Genomic DNA, 15666 nt, shown 5'->3' with positions numbered 1-15666 from the left:
CTCCATGTTTAAACTTGTATAAGACACTTCATAATTGAAGGTAATTGTCATTGTCCCCTTGAATTATGAAGTGGCTTATGACCTGAGCATGTGTTAACAGTAGTATACATCATGCTAAGAATAAAGCATAGAAGCCTGATACCAGCAAAAAATAATTTTTAAAGGCTAAAGAAAGGGGGAAAGTCCCGTAATACCTACGGGACTTCTTTAGCAACATTACTGTTGGCTATTTATGTAGTTAACAGCGTCACCCACTGTACCGATTTTTTCTGCATCTTCGTCAGAAATCTCCATATCGAACTCATCTTCAAGTTCCATAACAAGCTCAACTACATCAAGGGAATCTGCTCCAAGATCATCTTTAAATGAAGACTCTAATTTCACTTCAGCCTCATCTACACCTAAACGGTCAACGATAATCTTTGTTACACGTTCTAAAACATCTGCCATTTTCCTTCACCTCCCCTCAAGTATTATAGATGATTTTATTATGAAAAACTAGGTTTGTTTCTAGTATTTTATTTTAATCAGTTTTCTTCACTAGTTTTCCTTACCACGATCAAGGAAATACACAAAAATCACATCACCATTCCGCCGTTAATATGAAGAGTTTGCCCTGTGATATATTTACTTTTCTCCGAAGCGAGGAATGTTACTGCATTCGCAATATCACTTGGTTCTCCTAAAGCTGCCAATGGAATTTGTTTAAGTAAATCCGTTTTGATATCCTCATTCAACTCATCTGTCATGTCTGTTGTAATAAATCCGGGAGCTACAGCATTAACAGTAATATTTCTTGACGCTAATTCCTTGGCTGTTGTTTTTGTTAATCCAATTACTCCCGCTTTTGCTGCAACATAATTGGCTTGACCAGGATTTCCACTTACACCAACAACAGATGTAATATTAATAATTCGGCCATTTCTTTGCTTCATCATTTGTCTTGTAACTGCTTTTGTACAAAGAAATACACCTTTTAAATTTGTGTCGATAACTTCATCCCATTCCGAATCCTTCATTCTCATGAGGAGATTATCTCTTGTTATTCCTGCGTTATTTACAAGAATATCTAATTGCCCAAATTCTTTAATCACTTCTTTTATCATTTGCTGAACTTCATCACCATTAGACACATCGGCTTTAATAGCGATAGCTTGTCCGCCGCTTGCTTTGATTTCATCAACAACCTCATTAGCTTTCGCTTCGTTTCCAGCATAGTTAACAGCAATACTAGCCCCATTCTTTGCAAGATCCAATGCGATGGCTCTCCCAATTCCACGTGATGCTCCGGTAACTAGAGCAACTTTATTGCTTAGCATTAAGCTTCCCCCTTCATTTTGTCTACAGTTACGTGTAAAGATTCAAGATCAAATATATTATAAACCGATGCTGATCGATCATTTTTTTTCACTAATCCTGTTAACACTTTACCAGGTCCAATTTCGACAAATGTTGTCACACCATTTTGTACCATCGTTCTTATTGATTCTTCCCATCTTACAGGTGAGTATAACTGTTTGACAAGTAAATCCTTAATTTGCTCATGACTTTTTACCGGATTTGCTGTTACATTTGCAATGATTGGCGTAGACGCATCATTAAACGTAATTTCAGATAATATCTGATCAAACTTTTCTGCTGCAGGCTTCATTAGTTCAGAATGAAACGGCCCACTGACAACTAATGGAATTGCTCGTTTTGCACCATTTTCTTTTGCAAGTGCTGATGCTTTTTCAACCCCTGCAGCTGTTCCGGAAATAACGATTTGTCCAGGACAGTTTAAATTCGCTAATTGAACTGAATCGCCATTTTCAGTTACATTGTTTGTGACCTTTTCCAATTCCTCTGCCGCCATTCCCAGGATGGCTGACATTGCCCCCTGTCCTGCAGGTACAGCCTCATCCATATATTCTCCGCGTTTTTTCACAGCATAAACAGCGTCTTCAAAATCCAGTACACCTGCAGCAACTAGAGCCGAGTATTCCCCTAAAGAATGACCAGCAACATAATCAGCATGGATATTAAATTTCTTAACATATTCTAAAATGGCGATACTTGTTGTTAGCAATGCAGGCTGGGCATTATATGTTAATGTTAATGTATCTTGTGGCCCTTCGAAAATAAGTTCCTTTAATTTCTGTCCTAATTTTTTGTCGGCTTTTTCAAAAATTTCTTTTGACTCAGCAATGTCTTGGTAGAAGTCTTTTCCCATGCCAACTACTTGTGAGCCTTGACCAGGAAATAAAAAAGCAATCTTCGTCATCTTGTGTTCCTCCGTTTCCTATCCCTTTATTGAAGAGAGAATTGTACCGGATACATCATTTGATACCATTTCTCTTGATTGACGGATAGCATTATAAATTGCATTAGCATCCGATGATCCGTGGGCTTTTATCACAGGGGCTTTTAAACCAAATAGAGCAGCACCGCCATATTCAGAATAATCCATTTGCTGTTTGATTACTTTCAATTGGGGTTTCAACACACCTGCAGCAAGCTTTGAAGTGAAATTACTTGTTAAAGCAGATTTCAGCATCGAAAATACAGAAAGGGCTGTACCCTCGATTGTCTTTAGGGCGATATTTCCTGTAAATCCATCTGTAACGACAACATCTGCCACAGATTCCATCAAATCTCTTGATTCAATATTTCCGATAAAGTTAATATTCGCTTCTTTTAACAGTTCAAAAGTTTGCTTAGTTAACTCATTCCCTTTCTTATCTTCTGTCCCAACATTCAAAAGACCCACTCGAGGGTTATTAATACCTCTAACTTTTTCAGCATAAACCGATCCCATAATGGCATATTGAAGTAAATGTTCCGGTTTTGCATCAACATTTGCGCCTACATCTAAAAACAAAAAACCTTTACCATCCAGTGTTGGTAATGTTGGAGATAGTGCAGGCCTTTCAATACCCTCAATTCTTCCTACAACTAATAATCCAGCTGTCATGAGAGCACCTGTGTTTCCTGCTGAGATACACCCGTCTGCTCTCCCTTCTTTCACTTCATTTGCCATTAAGACCATTGATGAATTTTTTTTACGACGTACTGCTCGAACAGGCTCATCTGTTCCTTCGATTATTTCATCAGTATGTATAATGTTTATTCTTGTAGCATCTGTTAAATATGTTTTTATTTTATCTTCCTGACCAATTAGCGTGACCTCTAAATCGGGAAATGCAGCTATAGCTTTCATGACACCTTCAACTACCGATTTTGGTGCATGATCTCCACCCATTGCATCGATCGCTAGCTTCATTTTGTAACCTACCTTTGTGTTTGATTAGAGCGATACATTTCGAACTCACCAGAAAAAACCAATTCACTTCCTACAAAACTATTTACTTCTACCATTGTTCGTTTTTGTTCCGAATCATTTTTCACCATTTTTGCTTTGGCGATGACACGCTCATTCTCTTTGACTTGTCTTGTAAAATGAATATTCGCCTTTGCGGTTAATGCCAATTCATCATTTATCATTGCTACAGCCAGTGAGTTTGCTTGTGCAAATAAGTGGTGGCCCCTGGCAATTTGATTCCTGCTAAATACATGCTCTTTTTTAATTTCCAAAATAGAAATTGCAGACTCATCCAGTTGTAAGTCTATAACTTCTCCAATCACTTCTTCTATCGGTAATGCCTTTACTTCATCATCCAATTTCTTTTCAGCGACATGTTTTATTCGTTCCCTTAATTCAGGAATGGATAATTCTAACCTATCCAAGCGTATCGTTTGAATGCTGACTTGAAACTTCTCAGCTAGCTCTTCATCGGTTATGAATGGTGTGTTAGTAATTGTCTCCTGTAATAAAAGCTGTCTCTCTTTTTTACTTTTTCTCATGATATCAATGACACCGTCCGAACTATTAAGACTAGGTACTAATAGTAGTATATAGATAAAGAAAACAGATTGCAACTGTATTGCTATCTGTTTTCTTAGAAAAAGTTATTAAACTATCATTAATCCAGCTTTTCACCCTTGAGTATGCCTGATTGATGTAAGTATACTCTTAATGGTTCATATTTTTCTTCTTCCCAAAAAGCCTTCGACTGGATAAGTTCTGTTGCATCTTGTCTCGCCACTTCCAATGCACGATAATCATGTACCATATCTGCTACTTTAAAGATTGGCATTCCACTTTGTTTTTTCCCAAAGAAGTCACCTGGTCCTCTAAGTTCTAAATCACGTTCCGAGAGAACAAATCCATCATTTGTCTCTGTCATAATTTTCATTCGTTCTTTTCCAGTTTCAGATTTAGGATCTGCAAGCAAAATACAATAAGACTGTTCACTGCCCCGTCCTACCCGACCTCTTAATTGGTGGAGTTGAGAAAGCCCAAACCGTTCTGCATCATAAATAATCATTGTTGTAGCATTCGGAACATTGACACCCACTTCCACGACAGTTGTAGAAACCAATACATTTACTTCATTTTGACTAAAGCTTCTCATTACAGAGTCTTTTTCATCTGAAGAGAGTCTTCCATGCATGAGACCAATCTGAAATCTCCCTTTATAGTAAGAAGTCAACATACTGTGAACATCAAGAGCATTTTGGACATCCAACTTATCAGATTCCTCAATCAATGGGCAAATAACATAAGCCTGACGTCCTTTTGATAACTCTTTTTCAATAAATACGAGAATTCTCTCAAGCATCGAAGGTTTTACCCAGTATGTTTCGATTGCTTTTCTTCCGGCAGGTAACTCGTCAATTACAGAAACATCCATTTCCCCAAAAGCTGTTATAGCTAATGTTCTTGGAATCGGTGTTGCTGTCATAAACAATACATCTGTATGTTCTCCTTTTTCACGGAGCATTCGTCTTTGTTCCACACCGAAGCGATGTTGTTCATCTGTAATAACAAGACCAAGTTTATGAAACTTTATATCATCCTGGATTAAGGCATGTGTTCCAATCAATAGTTGAATCTCATTGTTTTCGACGTTTTCAAGCAATTCTCTTCTCTTTTTCCCTTTAACTGAACTCGTCAGCAATGCAACAGTTACATTATATGGCTCAAAAAGTTGAACTAGTGAATCAGCATGTTGCTCTGCTAAAATTTCAGTTGGAACCATGAGAGCCCCCTGATAACCGGATAACACTGCAGCATAAAAAGCGATAGCAGCTACAACGGTTTTTCCAGAACCAACATCTCCTTGTAACAATCGATTCATACGGTATGGAGATGTCATATCCTGTAAAATCTCATTCACCACTCTCGATTGTGCGTTTGTAAGTGGAAAAGGTAATGAATCAATAAATTGCTGGTGTTTCTCTCTTGAAAATTTATGCATAACCCCTTTTGACTGTTCACGTTGTATTTTTCTTAAAGCTTGCATTTTAAGTTGAAATAATAGAAATTCCTCATACACAAAACGTCTGCGCGCTAACTTTAAATCTTCCTTTTCATGGGGCGTATGAATTGTGTAAAGTGCTTCTCTCCTGGTTAACAACTTATATTTTTGTAACAAATCATCAGGGAGAATTTCTTTAATATCATTTAAATATGCTGATAAGGCAAGTGAAACAAACTTTTTTATCCCTTTTACTGTAAGTTTACCCTTAATTGAGTATACCGGCTCTATGCCTGATTGTTCTTTCTTAGGACCGAACGATAATTGCTGGACGGTAATTGTTTGCCGATGCTTGTCCCATTTTCCAGTTACCGTAACAGTTGAATCAATGGTAAGTTTATTTTTAAAGTAAGGACGGTTAAAACAGACAACTGATAAAAGGTACTTTCCAACAAGTAAACGAAATGTTAGCCGTGAGCGTTTTTTTCCGAAAAAGGTTAGAGAAGCCTCACTATGTACCCTTCCTTCGACCGTTACTCGCTCATCGTGCTTAACATCTTCCAAGTCTCGCAGACTATTATCATCATATCGATATGGAAAATACTCCAGCAGGTCTTGAATTGTATAAATCCCTACATCATTCAATAATTCAGATGTTTCATTTCCTACACCTTTTAAAACGGAAATTGGTTCTAATAATTTATTCATCACCATTAAATTTGCGTCTTCCATAAGCCATAAGATCTTAGCTGTTGACCTGTAGGAGTCGCAGCTAACCCTCCTTAATTCAGTTACTTTAAGCGCAAAAGCAGTACTTGATTATCTTCAACATTGCTCGTCTACCCTTTTACTTTAAATAACGTTCTAATCTCATCTTCGCTATTGTTAACAGAACGGGAACATTCGTTTCCCACATTCTTATTTTAACAGATATAAGGAAAATCAGCATGTCTATAATTTGTGATCAGCATTACAAAAAATTGATATTGATAAACTCTTGTTAATAAACAACAAAAAACCCAGAAATCCGGGTTTTTGTTGTTTTTTATTCAACTGAAAATATATAGGAATATAAAGGCTGGTCCCCTTTATGTACTTCAACTTCTACGTCCTCAAACATTTCTTCAACAAATTGTAACAGCTGTTCTGTATCCTCTTCTGTTGCTTCTTCACCTTGAATTATTGTAACAATTTCATCATCTTCGGAAATCATCTCAGTGAGAAGTTTTTTAGAGGCAGCTAATTGTTCCCGATCTGTAATAACGATTTTACCGTTTGATATACCCATAAAATCGCCTTTAGCAATATCGAGTCCATCTATATTTGTATCACGTACAGCATATGTTATCTGACCACTCTTCACATGCTGCAATGCATCATTCATCAACCCTTCAACTTCCTCTGCCTCAACTGTTGGATTAAACGCTAGTAATGCAGCCATTCCTTGCGGCACTGTTTTAGATGGAATAACGATAACATTTTCTTCAACTACTGATGCTGCTTGTTGAGCTGCCATCACAATATTTGAGTTATTTGGTAAAATAATAATATTTTCGGCGTTTACGTCATGAATCGCCTTAACAATATCCTCAGTGCTTGGATTCATTGTTTGACCGCCTTCAATGACTTCATTTGCCCCAATACTTCTAAATAACTCTGCAATACCTTTACCCATTGAAACAGTTACAATACCATACTTATTTTTTTCGGCTTTCCTTACTATTGGTTCAGTCTGTTGGTGTTCCCCAACAATATCGGTATGTTGCTGTCTCATATTTTCTATTTTCATATTAATGAGATTTCCATATTTTTGCCCGTATGAAAGAACTTCACCAGGATATTCAGCATGTATATGTACTTTTGCCAATTCATCATCAGCAATAACTAATAGTGAATCACCAAATTCACTTAAGTCATTTCTAAACGTTTCTTCATCAAAAAGTGTTTTGTCAGCTTCAAAGCGGACCATAAATTCGGTACAATATCCGAACTCAATATCATCTGTATTTATATGAGCTTGAACACTCTTATGGTGCTCTGCATTCACAAGCTCATCCATAGATGGTGTTGTGACATGTGCGGTCGTAAGCTTTTCACCTTTTAGGACTGCTAAAAAGCCTTCATATACAAAAACTAAACCTTGACCTCCACTATCCACCACCCCTACTTCTTTTAATACAGGTAAAAGCTCAGGAGTGCGCTTCAGGGATGCTTCTGCTTCTTTTAAGGTTAACTCCATAACCTTTATGATAGATGTCTCTGTCTCCGCTACATGTACTGCAGCTTTTGCAGCATCCTTAGCAACAGTTAATATTGTCCCTTCGACAGGTTTCATAACAGCTTTGTAGGCAGTATCAACACCGGCTTGAAGAGCAGCTGCAAACTCAGATGCATTAATGGATGCTTTTTGTTCTATGGATTTAGAAAATCCTCTAAATAATTGTGAAAGAATCACACCGGAGTTCCCTCGGGCACCCATTAAAAGCCCCTTTGAAAGCGCATTCCCAACTTTCCCGATATGATCAGCTTTATTGTTTTTTACTTCTTTTGCGCCTGATGTCATTGATAGATTCATGTTTGTACCAGTATCTCCATCTGGAACTGGAAATACATTGAGCGCATCAACTAATTTTGCATTATTGGCTAGGTGGTTCGCACCTTGCAAAATCATCTCTGCAAACTGCTTACCATCTAAGGTTGTATTAGACACAGGTAGTTTCCTCCTTACTACGGGTTCGCAACACGAACACCTTGTACAAAAATGTTAACAGAATCAACTGCAAGTCCAACCGTCTGATCTAACGTATACTTAACTTTCGTTTGAACGTTATGTGCGACTTCAGAAATTTTTGTACCATAGCTGACGATTATATACATATCTATATTAATCGAATCGTCATCCTGACGAACGATTACGCCTCTGCTAAAGTTTTCTTTTCTTAGGATATCCGTAAGACCGTCTTTTATTTGATTCTTTGATGCCATTCCAACAATACCATAGCAGTCAATAGCTGCACCACCTGCAATGGTAGCAATGACTTCGTTTGAAATATCGATTTGTCCGTACTTTGTTTTTAATTCAATGGACATATTAGTTTCCCCCTTTGGAATTGTTCGCACTGGCTACAGTTATTTTACTATAAGCCCAGAAAATTTAAAAGCGATTATAAGTCCGAAGTATAAATACAAGTACTTCTATTATATACAACAATACTTAAAATACCATGTCAAGGAAAAATTCTTGAAAGACTATTGTAGAAGTATTGCATTCTAATGACAGTTATGATAAATTATTAAAGTATCTCATGGCTATGTACATGACTATTGTAAAATATGTAGTGTTTTTTTGTAGTAAGGAGGGAATAACATGGCACGTAAATGCGTTGTTACTGGTAGAAAAACTCGCTCAGGTAACTCTCGTTCACACGCGATGAACGCTAACAAACGTACTTGGGGCGCAAACCTTCAAAAAGTTCGCATCTTAGTTAACGGAAAACCAAAAAGAGTATATGTATCTGCTCGCGCTTTAAGATCAGGTAAAGTTGAGCGAGTTTAATTTATTAAGCTTACTCAAAAACTTATTCTCTTATCTTTGAGAATATAGATACTATAAAGCGAAACAAGAAAGAAGCACCGATAATTCGGTGCTTTTTTCTTAATCTTTTTTAAACGAACCGAGCATTGCTCGAACAATTCCTCCTAAAAACTTCGGTAGCTTAATCGTATAAAATTTCATTGTTTCCCTCCTCAACCAATCATTAAACAAGGTTAAAGCTTGTTCAAAGGTGCTAGAAGCGTCAAAAAATGTTATGAATCAGTTCCTAAGCATTATATTCAGTTCGCATATAAAAAATGACGCTATCTTGCTCATTGAACAACAAGTTAATCTCGGCTTCTTATCATTAATAATATGCCCTCTTGAAAAGAAAAAGTACCTACATCACCAATGAGTTCATTACTAATACATAATGTGGAGCCGAGCCTGATATGACAGTTTTTTAGTGGATATTTAAATCCATCTAATGTTAAACCATATATATCAGATGTTATGGCAATAAATGAGATATAGTCCCACTCAATTTTCCTCTTTACTTTATATGTACCTGATGTGTAGAGCGTGATTTGATTTTGTTGATCGATTATGTCAATTTTCGATAGAGTTGAAGTGGATTTTATAAGAAGGTGAATGTTCCCAAGTAAATGATCAAGCCTTCCTCCTGTTGCTCCAAAAATATAAATTTGATCCGGTTTTTGAGCAATTGCCCAATCAAGTGCTATTTCAGTATCAGTTTTGTCCTTTTCAGTAGGAAGTGTGTTTAAGTTCGGTATTTTTGTCTTTAAGCTTTCATGTTCTTTATACGATATTGAATCAAAATCTCCAAACGCATAATGTAAAGGTATGTTGAGATCTAATAGATAACGGGACCCTCTATCAATTCCAACCCAGATCATTTCATCTGAATGATATTTTGTTAAGTCTGCTAGGTTTTCTTTAGGTCCACCTGCTACAAGAGATATAGTTGTCATATATGTGCCTTTCACCCAATCTATATATAATATTAAGGATATTTTTCAGTTGGTAAAAAATAAGAAAAAAGCCTGACACTACTTTTGGTGTCAGAACTTTCATTCTCTTACATATTATCATCATAATCATATCTAAAACCATCTAATTGAGCGGTTTCCCCATTGTTTTTAAGCTTTTGTAATACAGTTTTATATTGTTCAAGTTCCTTGTAATCAGTACTGGAAATTGAAACAGCTTTTAATGCTTGTTCAATAATTACTATATCTTCTTTTGAAAAATTCATCGTAAAAGCCCCCAGTAATATTTAATTTAATCATTAAATAGGATGGTTTACTTTGTACGAATTTATTATTACTTAGGAAAGAACAGCTTGTTTTAACGTTTGAATAGCTTGTTGCCGATCAGGATTGTTGTAGATGAATGATCCTGCAACTAGAACATTCGCACCTGCTTCAACACATAATTTTGCTGTTTCTTCGTTTACTCCACCATCAACTTCAATGTCGATAGAAAGATTTTTTTCTTTTACTATGTTTGCTAATTGCTTTATTTTAGGTAAAACTTGAGGGATAAATGTTTGACCGCCAAATCCAGGATTAACTGTCATAAATAAAACCATGTCAACTTCCTCTAAAACATGAACAATTGATTCAATCGGGGTATGCGGATTTAACACAACACCAGATTTCACACCCTCAGATTTTATTAATTGCAGTGTACGATGTAAATGTGTACATGCTTCAACATGTACAGTTATAATATCTGCACCAGCTTTCGCAAATTCTCCAATGTATTGATCCGGTTTTTCGATCATTAAATGAACATCTAGAGGAAGCTTTGTAACGGGACGAATCGCCTCTACAATTAACGGACCTATTGTAATGTTCGGTACAAAGTGTCCATCCATTACATCAACATGGATGTAATCTGCCCCCCCATTTTCTACATCTTTTACTTCCTCTCCTAATTTTGCAAAGTTTGCCGATAAAATAGATGGAGCAATTTTTATCATACTTAATACCTCGGCTTTCTCTCTTTAATTTCTTCAACAAATGTTAAATAGTGATCATAGCGATACTGTGGAATTTCTCCTGCTTCAACAGCATTTTTCACTGAACATTTAGGCTCTCTTACATGAGTACATCCCCTGAATTTACAATCTCCACTTCTTTCTCTCATTTCAGGAAAGCAATAGGTAAGATCTTCTACCTCAATCCCTGTAAAATCTAAAGAGCTAAACCCTGGAGTATCAGCTACAAACCCTGTTCCTACGGGGATTAGTTCTACATGCCGTGTCGTATGCTTCCCTCGGCCAAGGTGGGAAGATATATCATTTGTTTTAAGCTCTAAATCAGGTCTAAGAACATTCAATAGTGATGATTTCCCCACACCTGATTGACCGGCAAATACAGAAATATGGTCATTAAGGAAAGGTAACAAGTCTTTATCTACCGTTGATTCTACTGTTGAGGTTAAAAGAACGGTGTATCCTGCATTTTGATAGTCTTTTGCAAAAGACTCTACTGTTTCTCTTACTTCATCAGAAGGAATCAGATCTACCTTACTTATAACAATAATCGGAATAATATCATTCGCTTCTATTAACACCAAAAAACGATCTAATAATGTTGAACTAAAATCCGGCTCAACAGCAGAAAAAACAAGGATCGCTTGATCAACATTACAAATTGGCGGTCGAACTAATTCATTTTTTCGTTCAAAAACCTCCAAAATATAACCTTCGAGATCATTTTCAGCCTGGTACTCAACCTCATCGCCTACAAGAGGTGTGATTTTATTTTTACGAAACACACCTCTACCACGACATTGAATTAATCTTTCCTTGTCTTGCACATAGTAAAAACCACTAAGAGCCTTTACAATTTTTCCACGTGACATGGAAAACCTCCTTGATGATCTTCATCAAAAATTTTTTTCATTCTCTAAGATAAAATGGGAGCATATTTTTTATCAGTTACTCATCTGCCGGGTATTCAATTTTTTCTGATGAGTGTACTTTTCCATCAACGATTATTTGATAATACGCATCATCTCCCGGGTTGATGGTGAAATTTAATGTTTCCTCTCGGGGACTGGTTATTTTAAATGTCCTATATATTTCAGAAATTGAGTGTTCTGCATCATCAATATTAATTTCAACAGTCAATTCTGCCCCTTCTTGTTCCGGTTCATACGGTATTTCAACTTTTCTTGTCACTGTTTTTGGCGGCATAGCTTTAGGACCAGAAGAATAAACTAACTTTAATGTTGTATCCTTTGGAACAACTTCTGTCCCGGGTTCTGGTAATTGAGAAATTAAATTCCCTTCAGGGACTGTATCAGAGTTCTCTTCTGATACATTAGGTATAAAACCATATTGAGTCACATATTCATCTATTTCAGACCTGTTTTTGCCAACTAAGTTTTCAATCTTAATTTGTGCAGGCCCCTTACTGACAACTAATTCTATTTCGGTTTCAGAAGGTACGACTTCTTCACCTACTTCGGGACTTTGTGAAATAATCCTGCCAGCTGTTTCATTTTCGTCTGTTTCTTCCGTTACCTTTATGTTTTCAAATCCTTTTAACTGAAGAATAGATTTAACTCTTTCAATCGAACGCCCCACATAATCATCTAAAACAACCTTTTCTTTTCCTGTACTTTCATATATGGTAATTAAAGAACCTTCTTTAACGATGTTATTCGCTTCGGGTTCAGTTTTAATAACATGTCCTTCTTCAATTTCTTCATCAGTCAAAAGAATAGGTTCCTCTCCGACATCAAAACCATGTTCAAGTAGGATAGTTACAGCTTCTTCGTATGATTCTCCGGTAAGATCCGGTACTTCTACGTCTTTCGGTAATAAGAATTCCGGTACAATAAAGAAAGCGGCAATAATTGAGATAATGATTACGATAAAAGTGGTAATAATAAATGTTGCGACCTTATTTTTTTTCTTCTTTGGCTTTTTTTCTTTTTTACCTTTTTTATCTTTTTTAGAATCATTACTTTGGATTTGTGGACTTTGATCGGACTGAACAGTTGGTTTTCTTACAATTGTATCGTCAGCCTTAAAATTCTCAATGTTTTCATTTGTAATGATAGGTATAGCTTTTGTTGCCTCTTCATCATCAGGAATAACAAAACGAGGCTCTGAAAGTCTTTTAACATCAAAAGCAGTTTCCAAATCATTTTCCAATTCTTCAACATTATCATACCGATGAAAAGGATCTTTAGCGGTTGATTTAATTATTATATTTTCAATACTTTGAGGGATGTCTGGATTCCATCTCTTTGGAGATGGTGTTTCCGACTGTAGGTGCTTTAAAGCAATGGAAATAGCAGACTCTCCATCAAATGGTAATCTACCAGTGAGTAACTCAAAGAAAACAATCCCGATAGAATAAATATCCGATTTTTTATTTGCTAACCCGCCTCTTGCTTGTTCAGGAGATAAGTAATGAACAGAACCTAAAACAGAGTTTGTCTGTGTGATCGTAGTTGCACTTAATGCCATGGCTATCCCAAAGTCAGTCACTTTCACATTCCCATGATGATCAATCAAAATATTATGTGGTTTAATATCACGATGTATAATTTGATTATCATGTGCGTGTTGAATAGCTGAAGCAATTTGAACCATAATACTTACAGCTTTTCTTGGATGCACAGGTGCAAATTGTTGTATGTACTGCTTTAATGTTTGTCCTTCTACATATTCCATCACGATATAATAAATGCCGTCTTCCTCACCAACATCATAAATGCTTACGATATTTGGATGAGCCAGGCTTGTTGCAGATTGGGCCTCTCTTCTAAATCGCTTGATGAATTCATCATCATTAGAAAAATCAAAGCGCAATACTTTCATTGCCACTTCTCTCTCTAGAATCATATCGCGTGCAAGATAGACATTTGCCATCCCGCCTCCACCGACCACTTCTAGAATTTTATAACGGCCACTAATTCTTTTACCTATTAGCACGAGTCTTCACCTAATTTATGTGCCGTCTTTTTTAGCATGATTAAAGAGATATTATCTTCTCCACCATTATCGTTTGCTAATTGAACCAGTTCATGGGCTGTTTTTGTAAGATCATCTGATTGAGACAATTCTTTTTCTAATATGTCATCTGTAACTTTATTGGATAAGCCATCAGAACATAGTAATAATATATCATTATCTTCCATTTCAATGGTTTTTAAGTCCAGATCAACTTTTTGTTCTGTTCCAAGTGCTCGTAAAAGAACATTTTTTCGAGGATGATGTTCAGCATCTTCTTTAGAAATCTGTCCTGATTTTACCAACTCATTTACAAGAGAGTGATCTTGTGTGATCTGATTAAAGCCACTATTATTTAATAAATAGCAGCGGCTGTCTCCAATATGGCCGATAGTAGCATATGTTTTTGTTACTAATGCTGTAACAATTGTTGTACCCATTCCTTGACATTCAGGATGGGATACTGAGTGCTCATAAACAGCTTTATTTACTTCAGCAACCTTTTGTAGTAACCAATTTTCTGCTTCTCCGGGTCCATTAATAGCAGGTTCTTCTTCCCATAGTGTCTTAAAAGTTGAGATTGTCATTTGACTGGCAACATCCCCTGCCAAATGACCCCCCATACCATCGGCAACTATTGCTAGAATACCGGCGTTGTTTTGAAAAAACCCTACAGAATCTTCATTATGTTGCCTAACTTTTCCCCTATCCGACAAAAAAACATGATCCAATATGGTCACCTCGTCTCCTCTTTACGCTCCTTAGCTCGAAGTTGTCCACACGCTGCGTCAATATCATGTCCCTGTTCTCTTCTAGTTGTGACATTTACACCGTGCTTTTTAAGCGTATCTTCAAATAATGTGATTTGTTCTTTTGGTGTACGTACGTAGTTTCTTTCAGGTACATAGTTTACAGGAATAAGATTAATATGACATTTTAAACCCTTTACTAACTTTGCAAGCTCTTCAGCATGCTCAACCTGGTCATTTTCTCCGCCAAATAACCCGTACTCAAAACTAACACGTCTACCTGTTTTGTTTACATAATATTTTACTGCTTCCATCAAGTCCGGAAGCTTATAAGCTCGATTTATCGGCATAAGTTTTGATCGCAATTCTGTGTTTGGTGCATGCAGTGAAATAGCAAAATTGATTTGCAGTTTTTCATCAGCAAATTTATAGATCTTCGGGATAATACCACTAGTCGATACAGTAATATGCCTTGCTCCGATATTTAAGCTCTTGTCATGGTTAATAATCTTCAAGAAAGACATCATTTCATCATAGTTGTCAAAAGGTTCTCCGATTCCCATAATAACAACATGACTAACACGCTCTTCAAATTCATCAAGTGCTTGTTGTACCTTTACGACTTGTGCTACGATTTCTCCTGCTTCAAGATTTCTTTTAAGCCCGCCTAATGTAGAAGCACAAAATGTACAACCAATTCTACAACCAACTTGAGTGGTTACACAAACAGAATTGCCATATTCATGTCTCATTAATACAGTTTCTATTGAATATCCATCATGAAGTTCAAACAGAAATTTTATCGTACCATCTTTAGATGTTTGTTGAATAATTGTTTTTAATGTTGTTAACGTAAAATGTTCATTTAGAAGTGTACGAAGACTTTTAGATAAATTGGACATATCATCAAAGCTGGTGGCACGTTTTATATAAAGCCAGTCAAAAATTTGATTTGCACGAAAAGCCTTTTCTCCCTGTTCTTTTAACCAATTTTCAAGCTCATGTAGTTCTAATGAATAAATGGAGGGCTTACTTTTTTTCTCCAAGTTGCTCTCTTTCGATCTTGTTGTATTTATCTGTTCCATT

Annotated in this window: 17 protein-coding genes; 1 reads left to right on the top strand and 16 read right to left on the bottom strand. The window is 36.3% G+C overall.

Translation table 11 applies throughout. The features are described 5' to 3' along the window. Positions 1-216: 216 nt before the first annotated feature. From acpP to LC095_RS11175, 8 genes are all read right to left on the bottom strand, one after another. Positions 217-450, bottom strand: a complete 234-nt coding sequence (gene acpP / locus LC095_RS11210) for an acyl carrier protein (protein ID WP_026559383.1) — start codon at positions 448-450, stop codon at positions 217-219. A gap of 128 nt (positions 451-578) precedes the next feature. After that, complete coding sequence (gene fabG / locus LC095_RS11205) at positions 579-1319, bottom strand: 3-oxoacyl-[acyl-carrier-protein] reductase (protein ID WP_226528263.1); 741 nt, start codon at positions 1317-1319, stop codon at positions 579-581. Next, positions 1319-2263: an ACP S-malonyltransferase gene (gene fabD / locus LC095_RS11200; RefSeq protein WP_226528262.1), complete on the bottom strand. Its 945-nt coding sequence runs from the start codon at positions 2261-2263 to the stop codon at positions 1319-1321. The genes fabG and fabD overlap by 1 nt, the downstream gene beginning before the upstream one ends. 18 nt (positions 2264-2281) lie before the next feature. Beyond that, positions 2282-3262: a phosphate acyltransferase PlsX gene (gene plsX, locus LC095_RS11195; RefSeq protein WP_226528261.1), complete on the bottom strand. Its 981-nt coding sequence runs from the start codon at positions 3260-3262 to the stop codon at positions 2282-2284. An 8-nt stretch (positions 3263-3270) separates the two neighbouring features. Beyond that, positions 3271-3843 (bottom strand): transcription factor FapR, encoded by a 573-nt coding sequence (gene fapR / locus LC095_RS11190; RefSeq protein ID WP_078434378.1) that lies wholly within the window; start codon positions 3841-3843, stop codon positions 3271-3273. 119 nt (positions 3844-3962) lie between these two features. Continuing rightward, the gene (recG, locus tag LC095_RS11185) at positions 3963-6008 is read right to left on the bottom strand and encodes an ATP-dependent DNA helicase RecG (RefSeq protein ID WP_226528260.1); all 2046 of its coding nucleotides are present in this window, start codon (positions 6006-6008) and stop codon (positions 3963-3965) included. 337 nt (positions 6009-6345) lie between these two features. Beyond that, a complete protein-coding gene (locus LC095_RS11180; RefSeq protein ID WP_226528259.1) occupies positions 6346-8010 on the bottom strand; it encodes a DAK2 domain-containing protein in 1665 nt (554 codons plus the stop codon). A 17-nt stretch (positions 8011-8027) separates the two neighbouring features. Further along, on the bottom strand, positions 8028-8390 hold the full coding sequence (locus LC095_RS11175; RefSeq protein WP_078434380.1) for an Asp23/Gls24 family envelope stress response protein: 363 nt from the start codon (positions 8388-8390) through the stop codon (positions 8028-8030). 277 nt (positions 8391-8667) lie between these two features. Between LC095_RS11175 and rpmB the strand changes: the two genes are divergently transcribed. Next, complete coding sequence (gene rpmB, locus LC095_RS11170; protein WP_026559391.1) at positions 8668-8856, top strand: 50S ribosomal protein L28; 189 nt, start codon at positions 8668-8670, stop codon at positions 8854-8856. A gap of 99 nt (positions 8857-8955) precedes the next feature. On the opposite strand, the gene spoVM is transcribed toward rpmB, so the two are convergent. The 8 genes from spoVM to rlmN all read right to left on the bottom strand — a co-directional run bounded on the left by spoVM (position 8956) and on the right by rlmN (position 15665). After that, positions 8956-9036, bottom strand: coding sequence for a stage V sporulation protein SpoVM (spoVM, locus tag LC095_RS11165; RefSeq protein WP_003328987.1), 81 nt, complete (start codon positions 9034-9036; stop codon positions 8956-8958). A 146-nt stretch (positions 9037-9182) separates the two neighbouring features. Next, complete coding sequence (locus tag LC095_RS11160) at positions 9183-9827, bottom strand: thiamine diphosphokinase (RefSeq protein ID WP_226528258.1); 645 nt, start codon at positions 9825-9827, stop codon at positions 9183-9185. Between the two features lie 107 nt (positions 9828-9934). Continuing rightward, positions 9935-10111 carry a hypothetical protein gene (locus LC095_RS11155; RefSeq protein ID WP_226528257.1) on the bottom strand — a complete coding sequence of 59 codons (177 nt, stop codon included), beginning with the start codon at positions 10109-10111 and terminating at the stop codon, positions 9935-9937. 72 nt (positions 10112-10183) lie between these two features. After that, complete coding sequence (rpe, locus tag LC095_RS11150) at positions 10184-10840, bottom strand: ribulose-phosphate 3-epimerase (RefSeq protein ID WP_226528256.1); 657 nt, start codon at positions 10838-10840, stop codon at positions 10184-10186. A gap of 2 nt (positions 10841-10842) precedes the next feature. Next, positions 10843-11727: a ribosome small subunit-dependent GTPase A gene (rsgA, locus tag LC095_RS11145; protein WP_226528255.1), complete on the bottom strand. Its 885-nt coding sequence runs from the start codon at positions 11725-11727 to the stop codon at positions 10843-10845. Positions 11728-11803: 76 nt separating this feature from the next. Next, a complete protein-coding gene (pknB, locus tag LC095_RS11140) occupies positions 11804-13813 on the bottom strand; it encodes a Stk1 family PASTA domain-containing Ser/Thr kinase (protein ID WP_226528254.1) in 2010 nt (669 codons plus the stop codon). Continuing rightward, positions 13807-14562, bottom strand: a complete 756-nt coding sequence (locus LC095_RS11135) for a Stp1/IreP family PP2C-type Ser/Thr phosphatase (protein ID WP_226528380.1) — start codon at positions 14560-14562, stop codon at positions 13807-13809. Before LC095_RS11135 ends, pknB begins: the two co-directional genes overlap by 7 nt. Before the next feature lie 5 nt (positions 14563-14567). After that, positions 14568-15665, bottom strand: a complete 1098-nt coding sequence (rlmN, locus tag LC095_RS11130) for a 23S rRNA (adenine(2503)-C(2))-methyltransferase RlmN (RefSeq protein ID WP_226528253.1) — start codon at positions 15663-15665, stop codon at positions 14568-14570. Between the last annotated feature and the right edge of the window lies 1 nt (position 15666).

The sequence above is a fragment of the Metabacillus niabensis genome (assembly GCF_020524345.1).
In the GTDB taxonomy this organism is placed as follows: domain Bacteria; phylum Bacillota; class Bacilli; order Bacillales; family Bacillaceae; genus Metabacillus; species Metabacillus niabensis_B.
This window is presented reverse-complemented; position numbering and strand designations above follow the sequence as displayed.

Coding starts and splice junctions, on each gene's coding strand:
- acpP (WP_026559383.1), bottom strand. CDS start 450: ATGGCAGATGTTTTAGAACGTGTAACAAAGATTATCGTTGACCGTTTA.
- fabG (WP_226528263.1), bottom strand. CDS start 1,319: ATGCTAAGCAATAAAGTTGCTCTAGTTACCGGAGCATCACGTGGAATT.
- fabD (WP_226528262.1), bottom strand. CDS start 2,263: ATGACGAAGATTGCTTTTTTATTTCCTGGTCAAGGCTCACAAGTAGTT.
- plsX (WP_226528261.1), bottom strand. CDS start 3,262: ATGAAGCTAGCGATCGATGCAATGGGTGGAGATCATGCACCAAAATCG.
- fapR (WP_078434378.1), bottom strand. CDS start 3,843: ATGAGAAAAAGTAAAAAAGAGAGACAGCTTTTATTACAGGAGACAATT.
- recG (WP_226528260.1), bottom strand. CDS start 6,008: ATGAATAAATTATTAGAACCAATTTCCGTTTTAAAAGGTGTAGGAAAT.
- LC095_RS11175 (WP_078434380.1), bottom strand. CDS start 8,390: ATGTCCATTGAATTAAAAACAAAGTACGGACAAATCGATATTTCAAAC.
- rpmB (WP_026559391.1), top strand. CDS start 8,668: ATGGCACGTAAATGCGTTGTTACTGGTAGAAAAACTCGCTCAGGTAAC.
- spoVM (WP_003328987.1), bottom strand. CDS start 9,036: ATGAAATTTTATACGATTAAGCTACCGAAGTTTTTAGGAGGAATTGTT.
- LC095_RS11160 (WP_226528258.1), bottom strand. CDS start 9,827: ATGACAACTATATCTCTTGTAGCAGGTGGACCTAAAGAAAACCTAGCA.
- LC095_RS11155 (WP_226528257.1), bottom strand. CDS start 10,111: ATGAATTTTTCAAAAGAAGATATAGTAATTATTGAACAAGCATTAAAA.
- rpe (WP_226528256.1), bottom strand. CDS start 10,840: ATGATAAAAATTGCTCCATCTATTTTATCGGCAAACTTTGCAAAATTA.
- rsgA (WP_226528255.1), bottom strand. CDS start 11,727: ATGTCACGTGGAAAAATTGTAAAGGCTCTTAGTGGTTTTTACTATGTG.
- rlmN (WP_226528253.1), bottom strand. CDS start 15,665: ATGGAACAGATAAATACAACAAGATCGAAAGAGAGCAACTTGGAGAAA.